Consider the following 19,621-nt stretch of genomic DNA (forward strand, 5'->3'; position numbering starts at 1 on the left):
GTTACACTTCGTTAACCCAACCTACAGGGTTAATGGAGTTCGAGCGATCAGAGTATGTAATTCATCTTCATGAAGCAAATCATCGTTATTATTAAATGCCCCATCCCCGTTAGGAGTATTGAAGAAAAATAATAGGTAAATCAAGATGGAGAGGAAAGTATCAAAAATGAGTTTATATCGTGAAAAATTGGCGAAATATTGCAATTCAAAGTTTACTTATACCTATATTGTTATCTAGTTGTGCTTCAAATCCTGTCACTCAAGAGGAAGAAACCACCGAAGAAAATACGTCTTCTCCTGAAGCATCTCTGATTTTAGTAGCTAATGGTGAGGATTTCATTCGACAAGGATTTGTCAGTAAAGACGGTTGGCGTATCGATTTTAACCATGCTTACGTTACTTTAGCAGATACGATCGCGCATCAAACCGAGCCTCCTTTTAATGCTGAGGGGGAAGAAAAATTACAATCTCTTAAATCTGTTACCCTTGTGAGGGAAGCAGTCACCGTTGATTTAGCAGAAGGAGACGAAAACGCACCCCCCATAAAAGTTGCCGAAGCATTAGGCTCGATCGGAAACTATAATGCTTTAGAATGGAAATTAGTTAATAGTGGTGCAAACTCTAATAGCGTTATTTTAGAAGGTATCGCTAAAAAAGATAATGAATCCATTGCATTTACCCTTAATTTACCCCTAGAGTTAAGTTATCAATGTGGTGAATTTGTGGGAGATGAAAGAAAAGGATTTTTAGAAGCAGGAAAAACAGCAGAAGTAGAGGCAACATTTCATTTTGATCATTTATTCGGTGATAATGAATCTCCAGCTGATGATGAATTGAATGTCGGTGCGTTAGGCTTCCAACCCCTAGCCAATCTTGCGAGTAATGGCACTTTAAACACTGATTTAGCCACCTTAAAACAAAATTTGACTTCAGAAGACTATGACAAATTAATCGATAATCTTAACTCATTAGGACACGTTGGAGAAGGACATTGTAAAATTAATTGAGAATGGAGAATGAATAATGGATAATGGATAATGGATAATGGATAATGGATAAGAAAAGTTCAATTTATTGAACTAAATAATATTAGCCGTGTAATTCATTACACTGTGGGGTATTGAGTAATTGGTTGGCATTTGCCCACCCTACTAATTCTCAATTCTTAATTTTCCATTCTTCATTTATTTATTTATGTCTAATTCTCAGCCTCTTTGGATAATTGGTAATAGTTGTTGTGGTAAAACTACCCGTTTGGCTTCTCTGATTCTTGAATGGGTAAAAACAACCTCTTTTCCTGACAAACCTTTGATTTTATGTGCTAATCGTCATGGCACAAAAATATTAGGGGATACTATTTCTAGGTTAAATCCTAACCTTCATGGTGGAAAAATTAGAACGGTTTTTGGCTTGATGAGGGAAGATGTTATGCTTTTTTATCCTTTGATTTGTGAGGGGTTAAGTTTACCTTCTACCATTATACCCCTTGCTTTGCGCCCTGAAGCTGAACAAGAATTGGCTACACAGTTATGGCATCAATCTTTGACTCCTGAGTTATTAGGCATTTTTGGCAGTGAATATGATTGCGTGAGACGTATTCTCGATTTTATGACGTTGGCGGCAACGGGAGGAGTTACTCCCGAAAATATTGTCGATCGACTCTCAAAATCTAATATTATGATAATGGACAATGGAAAACCCATTTTTGAATTAATCGATAAATTAATCTTACAGTGGCGATATTGGTGTTTAGAGAGGGGATTGTTAAGCTATAGCATTCAATATGAGCTTTATTGGCGTTATTTGTTACCTAATGCCCATTATCAACAGTATTTAAAGGATAGTTACGGCGCAATTTTTGCCGATGATGTGGATGATTACCCTGCTATTGTCAAAGATTTAGCTCAATTTTTCTTAGATAATGGCTATGGAGGGGCTTTTACTTTTAATCCCACAGGTAAGGTAAGATTAGGATATAATGCTGATCCTGATTATTTACAACAATTAGCCAGTTATTGTCAAATAGAATCTTTATCGGTTAGTGCCATTGATAGTTTAGGCTCAAAAATTGAAACATCTATCTTTGATTTTCCACAGGGTGAATCATTACCTCCCCAACTGCCTGAAGAAATGATAACCATAAAAACTGATTTACGAGGAGATTTATTACAAGAAACTGCTCACTATATTATTAAATCGATTCAATCAGGGAAAATACAACCAAGGGAAATTGCCGTCATTGCAGCAGGGTTAGACGAAATTGCTCGTTATACATTAGTAAGCACGATCGAACAAGCTGGTATCAAAGTAAAGGTTTTAAATGAGCAAAGAGGTTTAGTTGCTTTTGCTACAGTGCGCAGTATTCTAACGATTTTACCTTTATTATACGAGGATAATGGTCGATTAGTCACCCCTGATATGGTGGCGGAGATGTTGGTGATTTTGTCTCAGGAAGATATTGATTTAGTCAGGGGAGGATTATTAGCAGACTCTTGTTTTTATCCTGATTTACGATCGCCCACTTTATTAAATGTAGAGTCTTTTCGCCGTTGGGATCGTCTTAGTCATAAAAGTTTACAATCCTATAACCAAATTCGAGATTGGATAAATCAGACAAAAACGGAGATAGAAAAAGGGGAGAATAATCTTTTAATGACGCTCGATCGAATTATAAAACATTTTTTCACCAATACTATGCAACTTGATGCTAGTAACATCAGTGTTTTAAGAGAATTTAGGGAAACGGCGCAACATTTTTGGGAAATCAACCAAAGATTACATAATCACAATGTTAATCTAATCGTTGCTCAATTTATCACCTTATTGCGTAAAGGCACAATCACCGCTAATCCTTTTCCCGTTACTATTATTCCTCCCTTACAAGAAATACAAAATAATGCAGTTTCGATCGCACCTATCTATCAATATCGAGTATCCCGTCAACATCACCCTTGGCAATTTTGGCTAGATGTGGGATCATCCTATTGGAGTAAAAGTAGTCAATTATTCGCTTCTAGTGTCTTTTTAAAATCATGGCAACCCAACTCAAATATCTTAGATGAAATTGAATCGGAAGACGAAAGAATTACTCGAATTACCAAAGACTTATTAGGGAGAGTCACAGAAAAAGTCTTTTTATGTCATAGTACCCTAGATGTTAATGGTATGGAACAAAAAGGAAAATTATTCCCTCTAGTCATGGATTACTCAAAAGATGTTAGGGCGTTGGAGAGTTAGGGAATTGGGGAATTGCTATACATATACTGCACAAAGCATCAAAGCCTTGATTCTTCATTCTTTAACCTAATACCTAATACCTAATACCTAATACCTAACACCTCCCCCTCACCAAAAGACTATGAGGCAAATCCTAATTAGGGTTTGCTGAATAAATCAGAAAGCTATTAAAATCAACAGTTTAGGCATAATACATTAACCAAAAAGTGTGCAGTTTTAAGGATTTTTATTCAAAAATTCAACACTTTTAATCTTATTTTTTAAAATACAACTATACTCATTCTATCTATTAACAGCATCAAAACCTTGATGTTTCAGTATTTCTCCTATCTCCTGTCTCCTAACTCCTATCTCCCTAATCGATAAAGACTATGAGGCAAACCCTAATTAATTGCTATTCTCGGATTTGCACGGGCATAATTAAATAAGTCATTTGTAAACCGCTTAGGGGAGTGATAATGACTGGTTGAGTTGCACCGTTAAGCTGAAACTTAATATCATTAGCTGATAATGCCTTTAAACCATCCATCAGGTATTTGATATTGAAACCAATTTCAAAACCCTCTCCAGTGATTTCCGCACTAATACTAGATTTTGCGTTACCTAACTCTTTCGCTTCCACCGACAAAACCACTTGACTATTATCAGGCTCTAGCTTAAACTTAACTAAATTATTTTTTTGATCGGTAAAGACAGATACTCTCTCTAAACTCTCAATTACTTGTTTTCGATCGAGAATCATAGTACGTTCAAAGTTTTTGGGGATTAACTGATTATAGTTAGGATAAGCACCCTCTAACTTACGACTGGTAAGATGTTGTTCATCAACTTCAAAGACAACTTGTCCTTGATCAACATACAAAGCCACCGAGCCATTATCCTTGTCACCAGAAATAATTTTTTCTAACTCTCTTAAAGCCCTAGCGGGTATAGTAATACTAAAATTATCATCATCAGTCACAGGGGAATCTTCGGTTTTTTCTTCTCCTTCTTCACTGGTTTTAACCACCGCCAAGCGATGCCCGTCAGTAGCGGCAAACTCCAGAGTATCCAAATCTCTGGTAAGATGAACACCAGTTAAAATTTGCTTAGTTTCATCACCACTAGCAGAAAATAACGAGCCTTTCAAGCCTTCAGTTAAAGCGGAGATAGGTAATAAAAAGGCTTCTTTCTTTTCAACGGTAGGTAATTCAGGAAATTCATCCCCCCTTACTCCCCGTAACTGAAATTTACCTGATAAAGCATCGATAGCAACCAAAGGATTATCGTCTAACTCGTCTTCTTCATAGGATAAAGAAACCTCTCCTTCGGGTAAACGCCCAATAATATCATTTAACAACTTCGCAGGAAGAGTAATTGTGCCTCCTTCCTCCACCTCTGCACTAAAACTGGTGCGCATCCCTAAACTTAAATCAAATCCCGTAAGGGTGACTCGATTTTTGTCGTCATCTGCCACTAACAAGACATTCGCCAAAATGGGATGGGTAGGGCGAGATGGCACAGCGCGACTAACTAATGATAAATTATTTTTAAGATCAACTTGAGAACAAACTATTTTCACTACTATTTACCTATATTTTTTTAGTTCTATTGTACTAAAATATTTTAACTCTTTTTTTGCACAAACAATCAATCATACCTTAAATGAGTTTTAAAATCAGTAGGCGTTGCTGAAAAAGATTTTTTATTTGTTCGTAGTAAGGGTTTTAACCCTTATCCTATAAATTATGATTCAAGCCTTTTAAGGTTTACTAATAAATGGCTAAAGCCATCACTACAAACTTATTAATATATTAGAAGTTAGGCAAAACAATTATTTTTATCAACATTTCACCCTATATAAAGTCTCAAAACCTTGATTTCTCACTCTTTAACTTAAAACCTAACACCTCCCCTGATTTTAATAGTCTTCTGATTTATTCAGCAAACCCTATTTATGATTCACTTTTGCTGGAGAGAAGGCGAAAATAAGTTGATGTCATCAATTCTTTGATAGGGAAGAAAATATAGGTTAAAGGGTTGATGGTGACGATAATATCTCGAAAATCCCTCACGGCTAAATTGACAATCTGCTTGGCTACCCAATCCGCCGACATAATACCAATAGGGTTAAGGTTACTTTTAAAAGGACCTAAAATCAATTTTCTGATGATGCAAGGAGAGTTAACTCTTTTCATGGTGACTAATTCCCCCATTGTCCGCTTACTCATTTCATACAGAGGACTAAATGCAGGGTTAACTTCCGCTTCGGAGGTGTTTACCCAAATTTCCTTGGTGGCTTTATCTTGGTTATTGCGTACAGTTGTTAAAAATAATTCCATTAATCGCCAACCTGAAAAAGCATTAATTTCATAAGAGTTTCCGATGGCATTTGCACTCATATCACCATAAACGTTAATGCCGTGATTGATGATTAAAATATCTGTTTTCTCGAAAATACTATTTAGTTTTGATTCTTCGCCAATTTGCCAAGTAATAGTTTTAATAGGGATTTCTTGGTTTTTATGGGTAATAAATAAGGGCTTTTCTTGGGAAGTTAAGGCGGTGACTTTTGCCCCTTTTAAGTATAGTTGTTTAATTAATTCTTGTCCTAGTGTACCATTAGCACCGGTGATGGCAATTTTTTTCCCTTTTAATGATAATGCTGTTCCCATGATTCGATCGACTATAGTTAATGTACCGCAAAAATAAGCGTTTTGATCATCGAAGTGGTGTCGCCAATGATAGCTACGATTGACAAAAAAATTCGCTGGAATAGCTGTAAAGTCTCCTTGACGGTGGGTAACATCTGTAATTTCGTCAGCATTTGGTACACCTAAACCCCTTGCGATCGCCCCCCCAGTGAATGTTAAAGTATAGAGTGATCCTGTCCATGCTAACCATTGATAACTTGGGGTAATCCATCCTAAAGTGATGAAGAATAGGGCAAAACCAATACTAAATATGAGCATGACAAGGGATTCTGGTACATCATTGTACCATTGTGCTTGACGATAAATCTCTACGCTGTTGAGAGATAAATCTGGCTTAAATACTCGATGATGCCAGTTGTGTAAACGCCCCAAGGGTTGCCAAATATGGGCTAAAAAGTGATAGCAGTCTCTGACTAATTCTACCCATACTAGGGATATTAGTGCGATGGAGATTGCCATGAAAAGTGAACTATTAATCATTGCAAAAATAAATGTATAAAAATCATCTAACACTATAGGACATTTTAACAATTAATTATATCCCTAAAGTGAAAATAGAGAATTTTGAGAAAAAATATTTAATTTTGAATACTAAGTTATAATTTTGTCAAATTCATGTGAAAATTTTAGCTTATTTTATGGGAAATAAAGTTCGATCGAACTCTCAATATTGGTTAAAAATAGTTATCATCATTGTTATTCTTTGGGGTGTTTTTTTTCGAGTAACTAATATTGATAAAAAAATTTATTGGGAAGATGAAGTTTATACTTCTTTAAGAGTAGCAGGTTATAAAAGCTATCAAATTAGTGACAAGTTATTCCATGGAAATATTATTACTAATCAGGATGTTTTACATTTTCAAATTTTACAACCAGAAACTACCTTCAATGATACTTGGCAAACTTTAAAAACTGCACCTGAACATCCACCATTATATTATATCTTATTGAGATTTTGGCAGGATATATTTGGAAGTTCCATAACGATTAATCGAAGTTTGTCAATTGTCTTTAGCTTATTATGTTTCCCTGCTATTTATTGGTTAGCGTTAGAACTTTTTAAAGATAATTTTTTTGGTTTAATAGCAGTAGCTTTAATCTCAATTTCTCCGATGCAAATTTTATATGCACAGGAAGCTAGACAATATAGTTTATTTACCCTTACGATTATTTTATCTAGTCTATTCTTTTTAAAAGCAGTTAAAAGTAATAAAATATATGATTGGCTTTTATATAGTTTTGCTCTTACATTAGTTTTTTATACTTCTTTATTATCAGTATTTTTACCGATTATTAATACTATTTATATTTATTCTATTAAAGTTAAAAATAATTTTAATATCAAGTTAAATTTTTGGAAATATACTATTTTAAGTATAATTTTTTTTAGTCCTTGGATATTTATCGTTTTGTTTAATTTGACGTTATTGAAAAACAGAACAAAATGGATGTATATAGATAAATCTATTTTTTCTTTAGTTTATGCTTGTTTTTTTAATTTTACAAAACTATTTGTTTTTTCAAGGGTTAAAGAAATTAATTGGATTCTCACTCTAATAATAATAATTTTTATTATATATTGTTTATATTATTTAATCAAAAATACCGATAAAAATATTTGGCTTCATTGTCTTTTATTTGCTATAATTCCTACTATAGCACTATTATTATCCGACATAATTTTTGGCTCTATTCGTTCTAATTTGTCTCGTTATTTATTTCCTGCTTATGTCAGTATTTATTTAACGATAACTTATACTTTTGGCACAAAAATTAAGCTAAATTCTAAAATATGGTCAATTATTTTTTGTCTATTTATAACTATTCAACTTATTTATAATAGTCATCTTTCTTCTTCAGAATATTCTTGGAATAAAGAACAACATCAAAGTGTATTAAATTTACAAATAGCTAATATTATTAATGATAACCAAAACTCTCTAGTAATTACACAAATAGATAAATCTTATCGAATTGCTCATTTTATTTCTTTGAGTTATCAACTAAAACCAGAAACAAAATCACTATTTTTACCAGAAGATACTGAACTAAAATACTATCCTGAATTTCCCCATATTTATCTTTTAAATCCGTCTCCTTTTTTGATGAATAAAGTTAAAACTGTTTATAATGGTACATTAGAGCAAAAAAATGAATTACTTTATAAAGTAATTATTAATAATCAAAAAAGTAACAATTAATTTATATTGATAATATATTAAAATTTTATGGGAAATAAAGTTCGATCGAACTCTCAATATTGGTTAAAAATAGTTATCATCATTGTTATTCTTTGGGGTGTTTTTTTTCGAGTAACTAATATTGATAAAAAAATTTATTGGCATGACGAAGTTTATACCTCTTTAAGGGTAGCAGGTTATAAAGGAGATGAAGTAGTAACAACATTTTTTAATGGAGAAATTATCACCGTTAAAGACTTATTAGAATTTCAGACATTAAAATCAGAAACTCCCTTAATCTACACTATTAACTCCTTAATTGAACATCCAGAACATCCACCATTATATTATTTATTATTACGTTTTTGGCAAGATTTATTCGGAAGTTCAATAATTATAAATCGTAGCTTATCTATTCTCTTTAGTCTATTAATTTTTCCTGCAATTTATTATTTATCTCAACAATTATTTAATAATAATTTAGTTAATTTAATTAGTATAAGTTTAATCGCAATTTCACCAGTACAAATATTGTATGCCCAAGAAGCAAGAGAATATAGTTTATGGATGTTAAGCATTATTTTATCGAGTCTATTTTTTTTCAAAAGTATAAAAACTAATAATATTTCTCATTGGTTTATGTATAGTTTAACTTTAAGTTTGACTTTTTATACTTCCATTTTATCAGCATTTTTACCTATAATTAAGGTTAGTTATATCTATTTAATTGGCAAAATTTTAGCAGTACAAACTAAAATCAATTTTTTAATTTTTACCAGTATAAGTGGAATATTATTTATACCTTGGTTAGTGATAACTGTTATAAATTTTAGTATTCTAAAGGATAAAACTAATTGGACAAATACACAACAATCTTTAGAATTATTAGCAAATTTATGGGGTTTACATTTTACCAGTTTATTCATTGATTTTGGTTTACCTTTATATCATTGGGCTAGTTATATTTTTATTATTTTTATCTTCAGTATCATTTTTTATAGTTTCTTTTTTATGGTGAATAACATTAGTAAAAATATTTGGCTTTATTTATTATTATTAGTATTAATTCCTACTTTGGGATTAATTCTACCTGATTTAATTTTTGGGGGAATTAAGTCAAGTATGACTCGATATTTTTTTCCTGCATATCTTTCTATTTATCTCACTATTGCTTATACTTTAGGCAAAAAAATAGAACAAAAATCGCAAACTTCGTCACTAATTTTAATTATAATTTTTACTTTGAGTATCATATCAAATATAATAAGTAGTAATGCTCAAACTTGGTGGAATAAAGCCTCTAGTTACCATAATGCTGTTATTGCACAAATGATTAATCAAGCTGAAAATCCTCTAGTTATTACCCAAAATTTAGATATTAATAAAGGAAATATTATTTCTATTAGTCATAATTTAAAACCAGAAACAAAACTACAATTACTAAATACAAATACATCGATAAAAGCCCATCCAGAATTTAAAGAAATTTATATTTTTAATCCATCGCCTCAACTGATTAATTCTTTAGAAAAACTTTATCATCAAAAATTAGAGAATAAAAATTATTCACTTTACTATTTCAATATACTTCTCCCTAAATTAAATTTTTAATAGCGAAAACTATTGTAGAGAAATAAAATTTTATGTATCTGTCTAAAATATAGTCGATGTCTAATAATCAATAAAAATGCCTCTTCTACAGTGAGTATGATAAATTAATAGTTAAAGTCGAGGCAAAAGGCAAGAGGCAAGAGTATTTAATAATTTAATTTTGCATTTATTTTAGTTTTGATAAATTTATAGGGAGTGGCAAATAAGGTATAAAATAATAGCCATAATGACATTAATTCTCCTTGAGTCTGTTGAAAAATCCACTGATTAGGCAGACAAAAAATTATTTTGATTAACTGACGATATTGAGATAAAGAAACATTAATAAATATTAGTTTATCACTAGATGTTGGTTGATTATAATGCTGACGTTGAAATTCTAATAATAATCCTTCTTCTATAAACTCGATTTTTCCCTTTTCAGGCATATTTACTAATAAATTTTGTTGAATTTCTATACCATACTCACAAATTTTACTGGTAATAGTTTCATACTTTCTATCAGGAGTAATAATTCTAATTTTTTTGTTGATTTTTAACCATTGATAAGTGTCTAATTTAGGAATATCTAACATCACCATTATAGAGAGTGTCAAAATAATTAAGTTATAAATATTCCAAAAAATAACTAAATCTACATTTAAGGAATTATCAAACTGGTTAAATTTACTTAAAAAATTGATAAAAGTAGTTAAATTTACTGCTAATAGAAAAATAAGCGGAAATGCTAAACGCCAATTAAAATAATAATTATCGCTTTTAATTCCTTTTGGTGTTACTTTGAAAATAGATGCAAAAGGATTGATTAAAGTTTTGATAATTTCTTCTGTAATTGGTACTGCTGTTACCACGTTATAAATATCTGCTAATAAAGCCGATCGAGTTTTATAATTTAACCATGAAAAAGTTAATATTTGAATAAAATAGAAAGGAAAAAAGAAAGAGAGTGTTTCTTGAAAATTGGTTTCAATGGGAATAATATCGAAACTATTATATGCTAATGGTAATAATAATAATAATAGTCTTAATGGACTCATAAACCATTGTAAAATACCTTCTAAATGGGCTATTCTTTGGGGTAACTTTAAGCCTTTAATTTTGAGAGGATTTTCTGATATAAATAGGGTTTGAATTGTACCTCTTGCCCATCTTTTTCTTTGTCTAATATGTCCAAAAATATTTTCTGCTGATAATCCGGCACTTAAACTTTCTTTTAGGTAAATTACTTGATAATTTTTTGCGGATAAACGAATACTTGTATGATAATCTTCACTAAGGGTTTCGATGACAAAACCGCCTATTTTTTCTAAATATTTTCTTCTCACAACAAATGAACTTCCATAACATAAAGCGGTATTAATACTATCTCGAATCGGTTGATAATAACGGGAAAAAATTTCTACTTCTGTGGGTATTTTGTCTTCTAAACCTAAATTTCTGGCAATGGGATCATGAGAGTAAAAACTCTGGTAAGTTTGTAATAAGCCTATTTTTAGGTCTTGAAAAAAGCCGATCGAGCGTGTTAAAAAGTTAGTAGTAGGAATAAAGTCAGCATCAAAAACAACGATTAATTCTCCATCTGTAAGATTTAAAGCATGGTTTAAGTTTCCTGCTTTGGCGTGGAGACGATTTTCACGGCTAACATAATTACAGTTTAGCTTCGCACACAATTCCTTGATTTCTTCTCTATGCCCATCATCTAAAAGATAGATTTTTTTTTGATTATATTCTATGGCTTGACAACCAACGATCGTTTTTTTTACTACTTCTAAAGGTTCGTTATAACTAGGGATTAAAATATCTACAGTAGGTTGATAAATTCCTTGTTTAACGGCTTCTTCCATTCTATCGGCTTGGGTTTTTCTATTCTTAATATTTAAGGTTAAAATTCCCTGCCAAAATGGACTAACTATAAAAGCTATTTCGATTAATAATAAACCTATACTAAAGATACTATTGATGGGATCAATTAAGTTAAGAGTGGAGTTTGATCGCCACCAAAAATAACGTATCATAAAAAATAAAGAGGTAAAAACTATAATTATCCTTGACCATTTTTGCTGGTTCGGTGATAATGTTATGGTAGTTTGAACGATCGAGATACCGATGATTAATGGTAAAAATAAGAGTAAATTAGACTGATTAAAACAAGGAAATATGTTCGCTATTTTATCTATAAAATTATTGCTAAAAATCCAAGTCAATATAATGGCGATCGAACTACTAACTAAAGCTATAATAAAGAGTCGAGGAGAAAAACTTTTAGATTGAAGACGCATATTATTAGATGTTAGGTTTTAGGGAGTCAGGAAGAGACTTTGTTAATTGACAGGGAATAAGGAATAGAAGTTATTAATGGTTAATTCTTCATTCTTAATTCTTCATTTAATCGTACCTAACAGAAATGAAAAAACATCAAGATTTATCTGAGAAAACTTTAATATACTTAGTAATATGAATAAGCAAGACAAGTATTGTAAAGAAAATGTGTTGTTATTCACTACGTCTTTAATTCACTTTTGATAATTTATAGTACGGCTACTTCAACCACAAGAATTTGGCACAATGACAGTAATTTATCACCAATGACAATTAATTTGGCACTATACATTAAAAATGGCTCGGGGCGGATTTGAACCGCCGACCTTGGGCTTATGAGTCCCCTGCTCTAACCAACTGAGCTACCAAGCCTTTTGCTTAACGGTTTACTATTATAAACTATATCAGCAAATTTTTCAAGATGTTTTTAATTGTTCTCCAAAGTCAAAAAGTTTTCTAAGGCGACAATCATGTTAGGAGGCCAACGTCTTACGGTTTTTAACCAGTCTAAATCTTTGTAACGAGTATCGATACCAATAGCTGCTACCCAATTACTTTCTGCTTCCCCTTGTTTTCCGTTTTCCCATAATACTGCGGTTAAAGCCGCTCTCATATCAGCAAACATGGGATATTTACGCACAAGATTGCGCATTTTGGTTAAGGCTTCGTCTTTTTTGCCTAATTGGTACATGACGAGAGATTCGTTGGCACTGGCAAAAGCAAAATTAGGGGCTAAGTCAAAGGCTTTATGATAGTATTGGAGAGCGGTGTCCCAATTTTCTAATCCTGCGTTGGCATTACCTAAGTTATTGTATGCCATGGCATCTTCTGGAGATAATTCTAATACTTTTTCGTAGTCTTCGATCGCACTCTGATATTGTTTCAGTCCTTCATAAGCTGTACCACGATTCAGATAAGGATCGGGTGCATCGGGGGCAAGGGTGATAGACTGGTTATAATCTTCGATGGCATCCTGTAATTTATTTTGACTGACTCTCGCATTACCACGATTACTCCAGACGGCGGGATTGGTGGGAAATTGTTCAATTAATTGAGTCCAATAAATTTCAGCTTGAGGAAAATCACCATTTTCAGTGGCTAAAATCGCTTCCCGTGCGATATTTTCCCCTTGTTGTAGTTGCTCGTCTGTAATGGTAATATGAGGATTATCTTCTGCAAGAGTGGGATTTTGAAATAAGCACAGACAACAAAAAATGGCAATAATTAGGCTTTTTAACATAAAAAATTAGATAAATTAGATGTTTGGTGTTAATTAATCTTCCCCCTCTCCTCCTCTTCCCTTTCCCCCTCTCTTTAATAGAAAATCTAAAAAGTTGGTATTAACCGGGTGGCCATTGCATCGATCGATCGCCTAAAATATGTAGATGAAGATGATCTACGGTTTGTCCTCCATCGTTCCCATTATTAATTACAACTCGATAACCGTTGGTTAAATTAGCTTCTTGAGCGACTTTTTTCACGGTTAAAAGTAGATGCCCTAACAATGCTTGATCTTCATTTTGAGCACTATCAATTCTTTCAAGAGGTTTTTTTGGAATCACCAGAATATGAGTGGGCGCTTGGGGAGTAATATCTTTAAATGCTAAACATAAATCATCTTCATAGACGATGTTAGCAGGAATTTCTTTACGAATAATTTTACTAAAAATCGTTTCGCTCATAAGTTATTTATGGTTAATTAATAATAGATAATACTTAATTTTTTGTGGTTATTTTTTTATGACTTAATAGCCAATTTGCCATCGTTGCTCTACGGGTATGACGAGGAGTAAATTCTCCTATTTTATAACCTTTAAATCCTAATTCTTCTTTTAAAAGTTGTTTATTTTCTGAAGGAATAGAACGGGTTAACTTTACCGTAGGAGGACGATTTTCGATAAAATCTGGAGGCGTTGGGTATTCTTCTCGCCAAGATTGTTCTACTTGATCAGTATCCCATGTTTTTGTCTCAAAATTATAACGATAACCTAAATGATACCATACTAATTGATTGGCAATATCATCTGGTAATTTTTCTTCTATAATTTGCCAAATTGTTTCATTATTAAGGGGTGGTAATTGTTCTAACATATTCATCTTTTTTACTTCTTAGTTTTATATTTTACAAATTTTATCTTAATTTTTATCAAGTTCGATCGAGCAACGCCACTTTGTAATCCAGCTTTTTATCAATTTTTTCCCATTCTTCGGGAGAAATTTTTTCTAAGTGTTTTAAAACTAAACTCATTCTTCCCTGAGATTTTAATTTATCTTCATGACGGCGTAAAAAATCCCAATATAAATAATTAAAAGGACAAGCATTTTCTCCTATTTTTTCTTTATAATTATACTGACAATTAGAACAATAATCACTCATTTTGTTAATATAATTTGCAGAAGAAGCATAAGGTTTTGATGCTAAAACTCCGCCATCGGCAAATTGTCCCATTCCTAATACATTTGTTTGCATAACCCAATCATAGGCATCAATATAAGCACTATGAAACCAGTTTTCTAAGGCTTGGGGTGAAATTCCAGCGATTAAACCATAGTTACTGATGATCATCAATCTTTGTATATGATGGGCATAACCAGTATTTTCTGTTTGTTTTAAAACTTGTTTTAAACAATTCATTTTTGTTTTCTTACTATCCCAAAAAAATTCTGGTAATGGTTGTTGATGATTAAAATAATTACTCTGGAAATAGTCTTCTTTTACATAGTGATAAATTCCATACATATATTCTCTCCAACCTAAGATTTGTCGAATATATCCTTCTACTGAGTTGAGGGGATAATTTTTTTCTAAGTAAGTTTTTTCTACTGCCTTTATTACTTCTAAAGGATTCAATAATCCTATATTTAGATAGGGTGAGATTAAACTATGCCACATAAATTCTTGATTTGTTATCATGGCATCTTGATATTTTCCAAAGTTTTCTAAACCTCGATCGAGAAAATGATTTAATACTTTTAAAGCATCTTTTCTTGTCACTGCCCAGTGAAAGTTATCATTATTTCCATAGGTATCAATATCTAATGTGGATAGATAATTTTTTACCTCTAAAGTGATATTATCGGGTGGAAAAAAAAGAGGTTGAGGAGGAGATAAATTTTTCTTTGGTGGTTGTCGATTTTCTTTGTCTAAATTCCATTTACCTCCCACTGGTTGTTGATTTTCTGTTAGTAATATTTGCCATTTTTTTCGACTTTCTCGATAAAAGTCTTCTAAAATTAATCGTTTTCTATTACTTGCCCATTGTTTAAATTCTTCTGGTTGCCATAAAAAATTATTGTTAGGATAAAAAACTATTTTACAAGGTAATTTCCAAGTATTAATCATACTCAAAAAAGGTCGATCGACTGGAGACATTAATCTTAATTCTTGAAGATTATTCTCTAATATCCACTTATTTAATACGGGGAAAAAATCTAAATCAATTTTATAATCAACTTGCCAATTATCAGCTTTTAATTCTTCAGCAAAATGACGCATTGCTGACCAAATAAACATTAATTTTTGTTGATGATAGCGTCTTTCTTGAACATGATTAAGGGATTCAATGAACAGAATTTTACTATTTTTTTGTTCAGATAAACTAGCTATTAAAGCTGTATTTTCATGACTTAATTGATTACCTAAAATCCAAATACCAATATTCATAAATAACTATTAAGAGTAAATTATTCTATTTTTGTCTCAAATACTTTTTTTGATTAAATATTAACTTCAAACAGTTCTAATCCTTCCTCAAAAATTCGATCGATCTCTACCATTTCACAATTTTCGATCATCATTTTATGATCTTTAGTCGCCTTAATTATTCTACCATCTTCTAATTCATATTCAAACACTTCTTGCACACCTCGATCGTGCCATTGAGCGATATTTTGAGTATAAATAAAACCATTTTTATCCACACTATAAACTTGACAATTCAGTCTTTCTTCCACAATTTTACCCATAGGAATTGCTCCAAATTCCACCGTTAAAACCTCTGTATCATAGCTTAAACAATATTCAGCAAATTGAACCATTTGTTTAAATAAACTTTCAGCAATTTCTTTGGTAACACCATTTTTCATCGAACCATCAATAAAAATTTCTCGATGTTTTTCCATCTCCGAAGCCTTCTTTTTACCCATAGCACGACGCAACAAATCCGCTTCCCCTAAAGAATACCCTGCTAAATCTTGAGCCATTTTCATAATTTGCTCCTGATACACAAGTACTGCATAAGTTTCCTTTAAAATAGGTTCGAGGAGAGGATGATCATATTTTATGGCTTCTCTACCATGTTTTCGATCGATAAAAAGAGGAATTAAACCCGCATCCAGAGGACCCGGACGATAAAGAGCTAAAATAGAAGAAATATCCTCAATACCAGACGGTTTTAAGTCTTTTACAATCTGTTTCATCCCGTCAGACTCAAGCTGAAAAACCCCCTCCAAATCACCCCTTTCTAAAAGTTGGTGAGTTTGTGCCACATCATAGGGTAACTTTTTACTTGTACCTTTAGCGATAATTTCTAGGGCTTTTCTTTCTCCCAAAGGCAACTCATCCACATCAATAGTTATGTTTTGATTTTGCTTAATTAATTCCGCAGTTTTTTGAATAGTAGTAAGATTTTTTAAGCCTAAAAAGTCCATTTTTAACAACCCTAAAGACTCTAAATCCTCCATAAAATATTGAGTAATAATTGAACCTTCATTATTTTTTTGTAAAGGCACAATTTCATCTAATCTTTCACTAGAAATAACCACTCCTGCCGCATGAACTCCAAAAGTTTTATTAGTGCCTTCAATTCTAATTGCCATGTCTAACCACCTCTTCACATGAGGCTCATTATCATATTTTTCCTTAAATTCTGGAGCTGGTGTTTCCTCAGAAATCATCACCTTTAACTTAGTAGGTTTTCCCCTCGAAACAGGAATCAATTTTGCCATATAATCTGCTTCAGAGTATTCAACACCAATAACTCTAGCCACATCTTTTAATACTGATTTCGAGGTTAAACGGTTAAAAGTAATGATTTGTGCCACGTTATCTTCGCCGTATTTATCTGTGACATATTTAATCATTTGATCCCTTTTTTCTATGCAAAAATCTGTATCAACATCGGGCATAGATTTACGCTCAGGATTTAAAAATCTTTCAAATAATAAGCCGTGATGAACGGGATCAATATTAGTAATTCCTAAAGCATAAGCTACTAAAGAACCCGCCGCCGAACCTCTACCCGGACCGACAGGAATATTATTGTCTCTTGCATACTTAATATAGTCCCAAACTACTAAAAAATAGGTGCAAAAACCCATTTGTTCCATCATCTTTAATTCATACTCTAATCTCTCTCTATATTCGGGAGAAATTTCATGGCGTTTATAGCATTTAAAGCGCTTTAAAAGTCCTTCCCATGTCACTTCTTCGAGAAAACTTTCAGCGGTGTGTCCTGCTGGTACTTCATAGTTAGGAATACGAGGTTCACCTAATACATGATAAGGCTTAATTTTATCGGCTATTTCTAAGGTATTTTTAATAGATTCTTCGATGATTTCGCTATCCAGATGATCTCTAAATAATAGCTTCATTTCTTCTTCCGATTTAAGGTATTCTGTACCCGAATAACGCAGTCTTTTTAACTGATCAATATTCGTTTTTGTATTAATACATAAAAGGGCATCATGGGCTTCCACATCATTGCAGGAAATAAAGTGAGAATCATTCGTTGCAACTATTTTTATGTCCAATTTCTTACTGATTTTGACAATTTCAGTATTGACTATTCTATCTTCTTGAGAACCATGATCTTGAATTTCTAAATAAAAATCATCACCAAAAACTTTTTTATACCACTTAGCAACTTCCCTTGCTCTTTTATAATCTCCTTGTAAAATTGCTTGGGGAATTTCTCCTCCTAAACAAGCACTGGTGACAATTAATCCTTCATGATATTCTTCCAATAACTCTTTATTAATACAAGGTCTGCCAAATGGGCCTTTTCCTTGCATTCCCTGAAGATGAGAAATGGTGGTTAATTTGACTAAATTTTGATAACCTTTTGTGTCTTTTGCTAAAACTATTTGATGATATTTTCTAATTTTTTTCTGTTGTTGTGTTATATCTGCATTAATCACATACATTTCATTGCCAATAATCGGTTTAATACCTCTATTCATGCAGTTTTTGATTAGTTGTATCGCACCATACATCACTCCATGATCTGTGATGGCGATCGCAGGCATATTCAGTTGTGTAGCACGATCGATCAAGGCGGGGATTTGAGAAGCGCCATCGAGGAGACTGTAATCGGTATGAATGTGTAAGCCAACAAAAGACATTTAAGAATTAAGAATTAAGAATTAAGAATTAAGAATTAAGAATAGGGAGTTAATTGTGCATTCTCCATTATTTATTCTACCTGTTCTTGATCTCGATCGAGTTTAGAGGGAATATCAGAAACGGGTTGATTGTCTTCATTTTCTGCATTGTCTTCACTTTCTAGGAGGTTATCTTGATTAACATTTTCATCCCAATCGGAATCATAGCGATTCCAAGGAAGAATCGGCTTATTGGGCAAATTTTCCGTTAATACAGTGATATTATCTAAATCTGGTTCTGGCAATTTTATTTTAGGCTCATCGGTATCATGTTCAGAAATTAAATTAGAATCATTCATAGTTTCTCCTCGACAGTGTTTTCCCCTTATTTCTATTTTATCCCACTGATTATTTTAAGTTTAAAATGGGTACAAAATATGTGCTTAAAATATGAATCATAATGCAAATGGCAATACCTAAAGTGGTATAAGCGGAATAAATTAAACATTGAGAAATATCATCAATTCTTCTTTTATTTGCTTTGTAAATTTCCACTAAATTAGCCATCATTTGCAGTTGATATTCTTCAGGAGATAATGCTAAATAACGTTCTAAAAATTTATTATCTTCTAAGTTAGGACTAATGATAACTTGACGGGGTAAAAAAGCATTAATTAGGAGGATAAAATTAATTAAAAATCCTAAAACTTCTAATAAACTAAAAAAACTCGGTATATAAATTAAGCGAGAAATGCTTAAACTTGTTAACAATGCGCCATTTACCACAAATATAGCAATTCTCGTTTTGGTGAGGTACAAAAATTGTCTTTGAAAGGCAAGAGGCAATAGGCAATAGGCAAAAAAAATGTACCTCATAATTTTAAAAAACGCTATAATATATTTAATTTAGTGGTTAAAATATTGGCTTGTTCGTGTTGTTGTTGACAAACATTACGGACATCTTCGGAAGCTAAATTAAGGGTAATTTGACTTAAAGAATCATCCATAGAGGGAATAGAAAGATGTTCTTTGACGATCGAGTTTAAGGGAATAACGGCTGTTACCATAGTTAGAAATTGAGCATTGATAATTGATGGTAAAATATCAAAATTAAATTAATATTTCTTGTATTTTTCACAAAAAATATTGACAGTAAAATCTCCCCAATATTTAACAATTTTAGCAGAGTTTTTCGTTATTAAAATCTTGGGTTTAGATTACGGTTGTTATGAGCTAGGGGATTGTAACAAAACTTTATAG

The 19,621-nt window shown here is 32.0% G+C and carries 15 protein-coding genes and 1 tRNA gene; 4 read left to right on the plus strand and 12 right to left on the minus strand.

The annotated features are described in order from the left end of the window. Window positions 1–179 precede the first annotated feature (179 nt). Window positions 180–1,007, plus strand: a complete 828-nt coding sequence (locus SYN6308_RS02810) for a hypothetical protein (RefSeq protein WP_017292913.1) — start codon at window positions 180–182, stop codon at window positions 1,005–1,007. 187 nt (window positions 1,008–1,194) lie between these two features. After that, entirely contained in the window at window positions 1,195–3,237 is a 2,043-nt protein-coding gene (locus tag SYN6308_RS21615) for a hypothetical protein (protein WP_017292914.1), read from the plus strand. A gap of 394 nt (window positions 3,238–3,631) precedes the next feature. Here the strand turns inward: SYN6308_RS21615 and dnaN are convergent, their stop codons facing one another. Further along, window positions 3,632–4,798, minus strand: coding sequence for a DNA polymerase III subunit beta (dnaN, locus tag SYN6308_RS02820; protein WP_017292915.1), 1,167 nt, complete (start codon window positions 4,796–4,798; stop codon window positions 3,632–3,634). Between the two features lie 373 nt (window positions 4,799–5,171). Next, window positions 5,172–6,410, minus strand: coding sequence for a bifunctional sterol desaturase/short chain dehydrogenase (locus SYN6308_RS02825; protein ID WP_026101884.1), 1,239 nt, complete (start codon window positions 6,408–6,410; stop codon window positions 5,172–5,174). Window positions 6,411–6,568: 158 nt separating this feature from the next. Between SYN6308_RS02825 and SYN6308_RS02830 the strand changes: the two genes are divergently transcribed. Both SYN6308_RS02830 and SYN6308_RS21620 read left to right on the plus strand, forming a co-directional pair. After that, window positions 6,569–8,131, plus strand: coding sequence for a glycosyltransferase family 39 protein (locus SYN6308_RS02830; protein ID WP_144051381.1), 1,563 nt, complete (start codon window positions 6,569–6,571; stop codon window positions 8,129–8,131). A 27-nt stretch (window positions 8,132–8,158) separates the two neighbouring features. Then, complete coding sequence (locus SYN6308_RS21620; protein WP_017292918.1) at window positions 8,159–9,721, plus strand: glycosyltransferase family 39 protein; 1,563 nt, start codon at window positions 8,159–8,161, stop codon at window positions 9,719–9,721. Between the two features lie 146 nt (window positions 9,722–9,867). Here SYN6308_RS21620 and SYN6308_RS21625 read toward each other — a convergent pair whose 3' ends face one another. The 10 genes from SYN6308_RS21625 to SYN6308_RS25410 all read right to left on the minus strand — a co-directional run bounded on the left by SYN6308_RS21625 (window position 9,868) and on the right by SYN6308_RS25410 (window position 19,428). Beyond that, window positions 9,868–12,000 (minus strand): glycosyltransferase family 2 protein, encoded by a 2,133-nt coding sequence (locus SYN6308_RS21625; RefSeq protein ID WP_017292919.1) that lies wholly within the window; start codon window positions 11,998–12,000, stop codon window positions 9,868–9,870. Window positions 12,001–12,338: 338 nt separating this feature from the next. Then, window positions 12,339–12,412: transfer RNA gene (locus tag SYN6308_RS02845), tRNA-Met, on the minus strand. A gap of 55 nt (window positions 12,413–12,467) precedes the next feature. Next, window positions 12,468–13,280 carry a tetratricopeptide repeat protein gene (locus tag SYN6308_RS02850; protein ID WP_017292920.1) on the minus strand — a complete coding sequence of 271 codons (813 nt, stop codon included), beginning with the start codon at window positions 13,278–13,280 and terminating at the stop codon, window positions 12,468–12,470. A 100-nt stretch (window positions 13,281–13,380) separates the two neighbouring features. Further along, window positions 13,381–13,722, minus strand: a complete 342-nt coding sequence (locus SYN6308_RS02855) for a histidine triad nucleotide-binding protein (RefSeq protein WP_017292921.1) — start codon at window positions 13,720–13,722, stop codon at window positions 13,381–13,383. A 34-nt stretch (window positions 13,723–13,756) separates the two neighbouring features. Next, complete coding sequence (locus SYN6308_RS02860) at window positions 13,757–14,131, minus strand: DUF1823 family protein (protein WP_040467004.1); 375 nt, start codon at window positions 14,129–14,131, stop codon at window positions 13,757–13,759. A 55-nt stretch (window positions 14,132–14,186) separates the two neighbouring features. Then, complete coding sequence (locus SYN6308_RS02865; protein WP_017292923.1) at window positions 14,187–15,704, minus strand: cryptochrome/photolyase family protein; 1,518 nt, start codon at window positions 15,702–15,704, stop codon at window positions 14,187–14,189. A gap of 53 nt (window positions 15,705–15,757) precedes the next feature. Further along, window positions 15,758–18,382, minus strand: a complete 2,625-nt coding sequence (locus tag SYN6308_RS02870; protein ID WP_017292924.1) for a trans-splicing intein-formed DNA polymerase III subunit alpha N-terminal partner DnaE-N — start codon at window positions 18,380–18,382, stop codon at window positions 15,758–15,760. Window positions 18,383–18,453: 71 nt separating this feature from the next. Beyond that, entirely contained in the window at window positions 18,454–18,720 is a 267-nt protein-coding gene (locus SYN6308_RS02875; RefSeq protein ID WP_017292925.1) for a hypothetical protein, read from the minus strand. 49 nt (window positions 18,721–18,769) lie between these two features. Continuing rightward, window positions 18,770–19,237, minus strand: a complete 468-nt coding sequence (locus tag SYN6308_RS21630) for a hypothetical protein (RefSeq protein WP_017292926.1) — start codon at window positions 19,235–19,237, stop codon at window positions 18,770–18,772. Window positions 19,238–19,251: 14 nt separating this feature from the next. Continuing rightward, window positions 19,252–19,428: a hypothetical protein gene (locus tag SYN6308_RS25410; protein WP_017292927.1), complete on the minus strand. Its 177-nt coding sequence runs from the start codon at window positions 19,426–19,428 to the stop codon at window positions 19,252–19,254. Window positions 19,429–19,621 lie beyond the last annotated feature (193 nt).

The sequence above is a fragment of the Geminocystis herdmanii PCC 6308 genome (assembly GCF_000332235.1).
In the GTDB taxonomy this organism is placed as follows: domain Bacteria; phylum Cyanobacteriota; class Cyanobacteriia; order Cyanobacteriales; family Cyanobacteriaceae; genus Geminocystis; species Geminocystis herdmanii.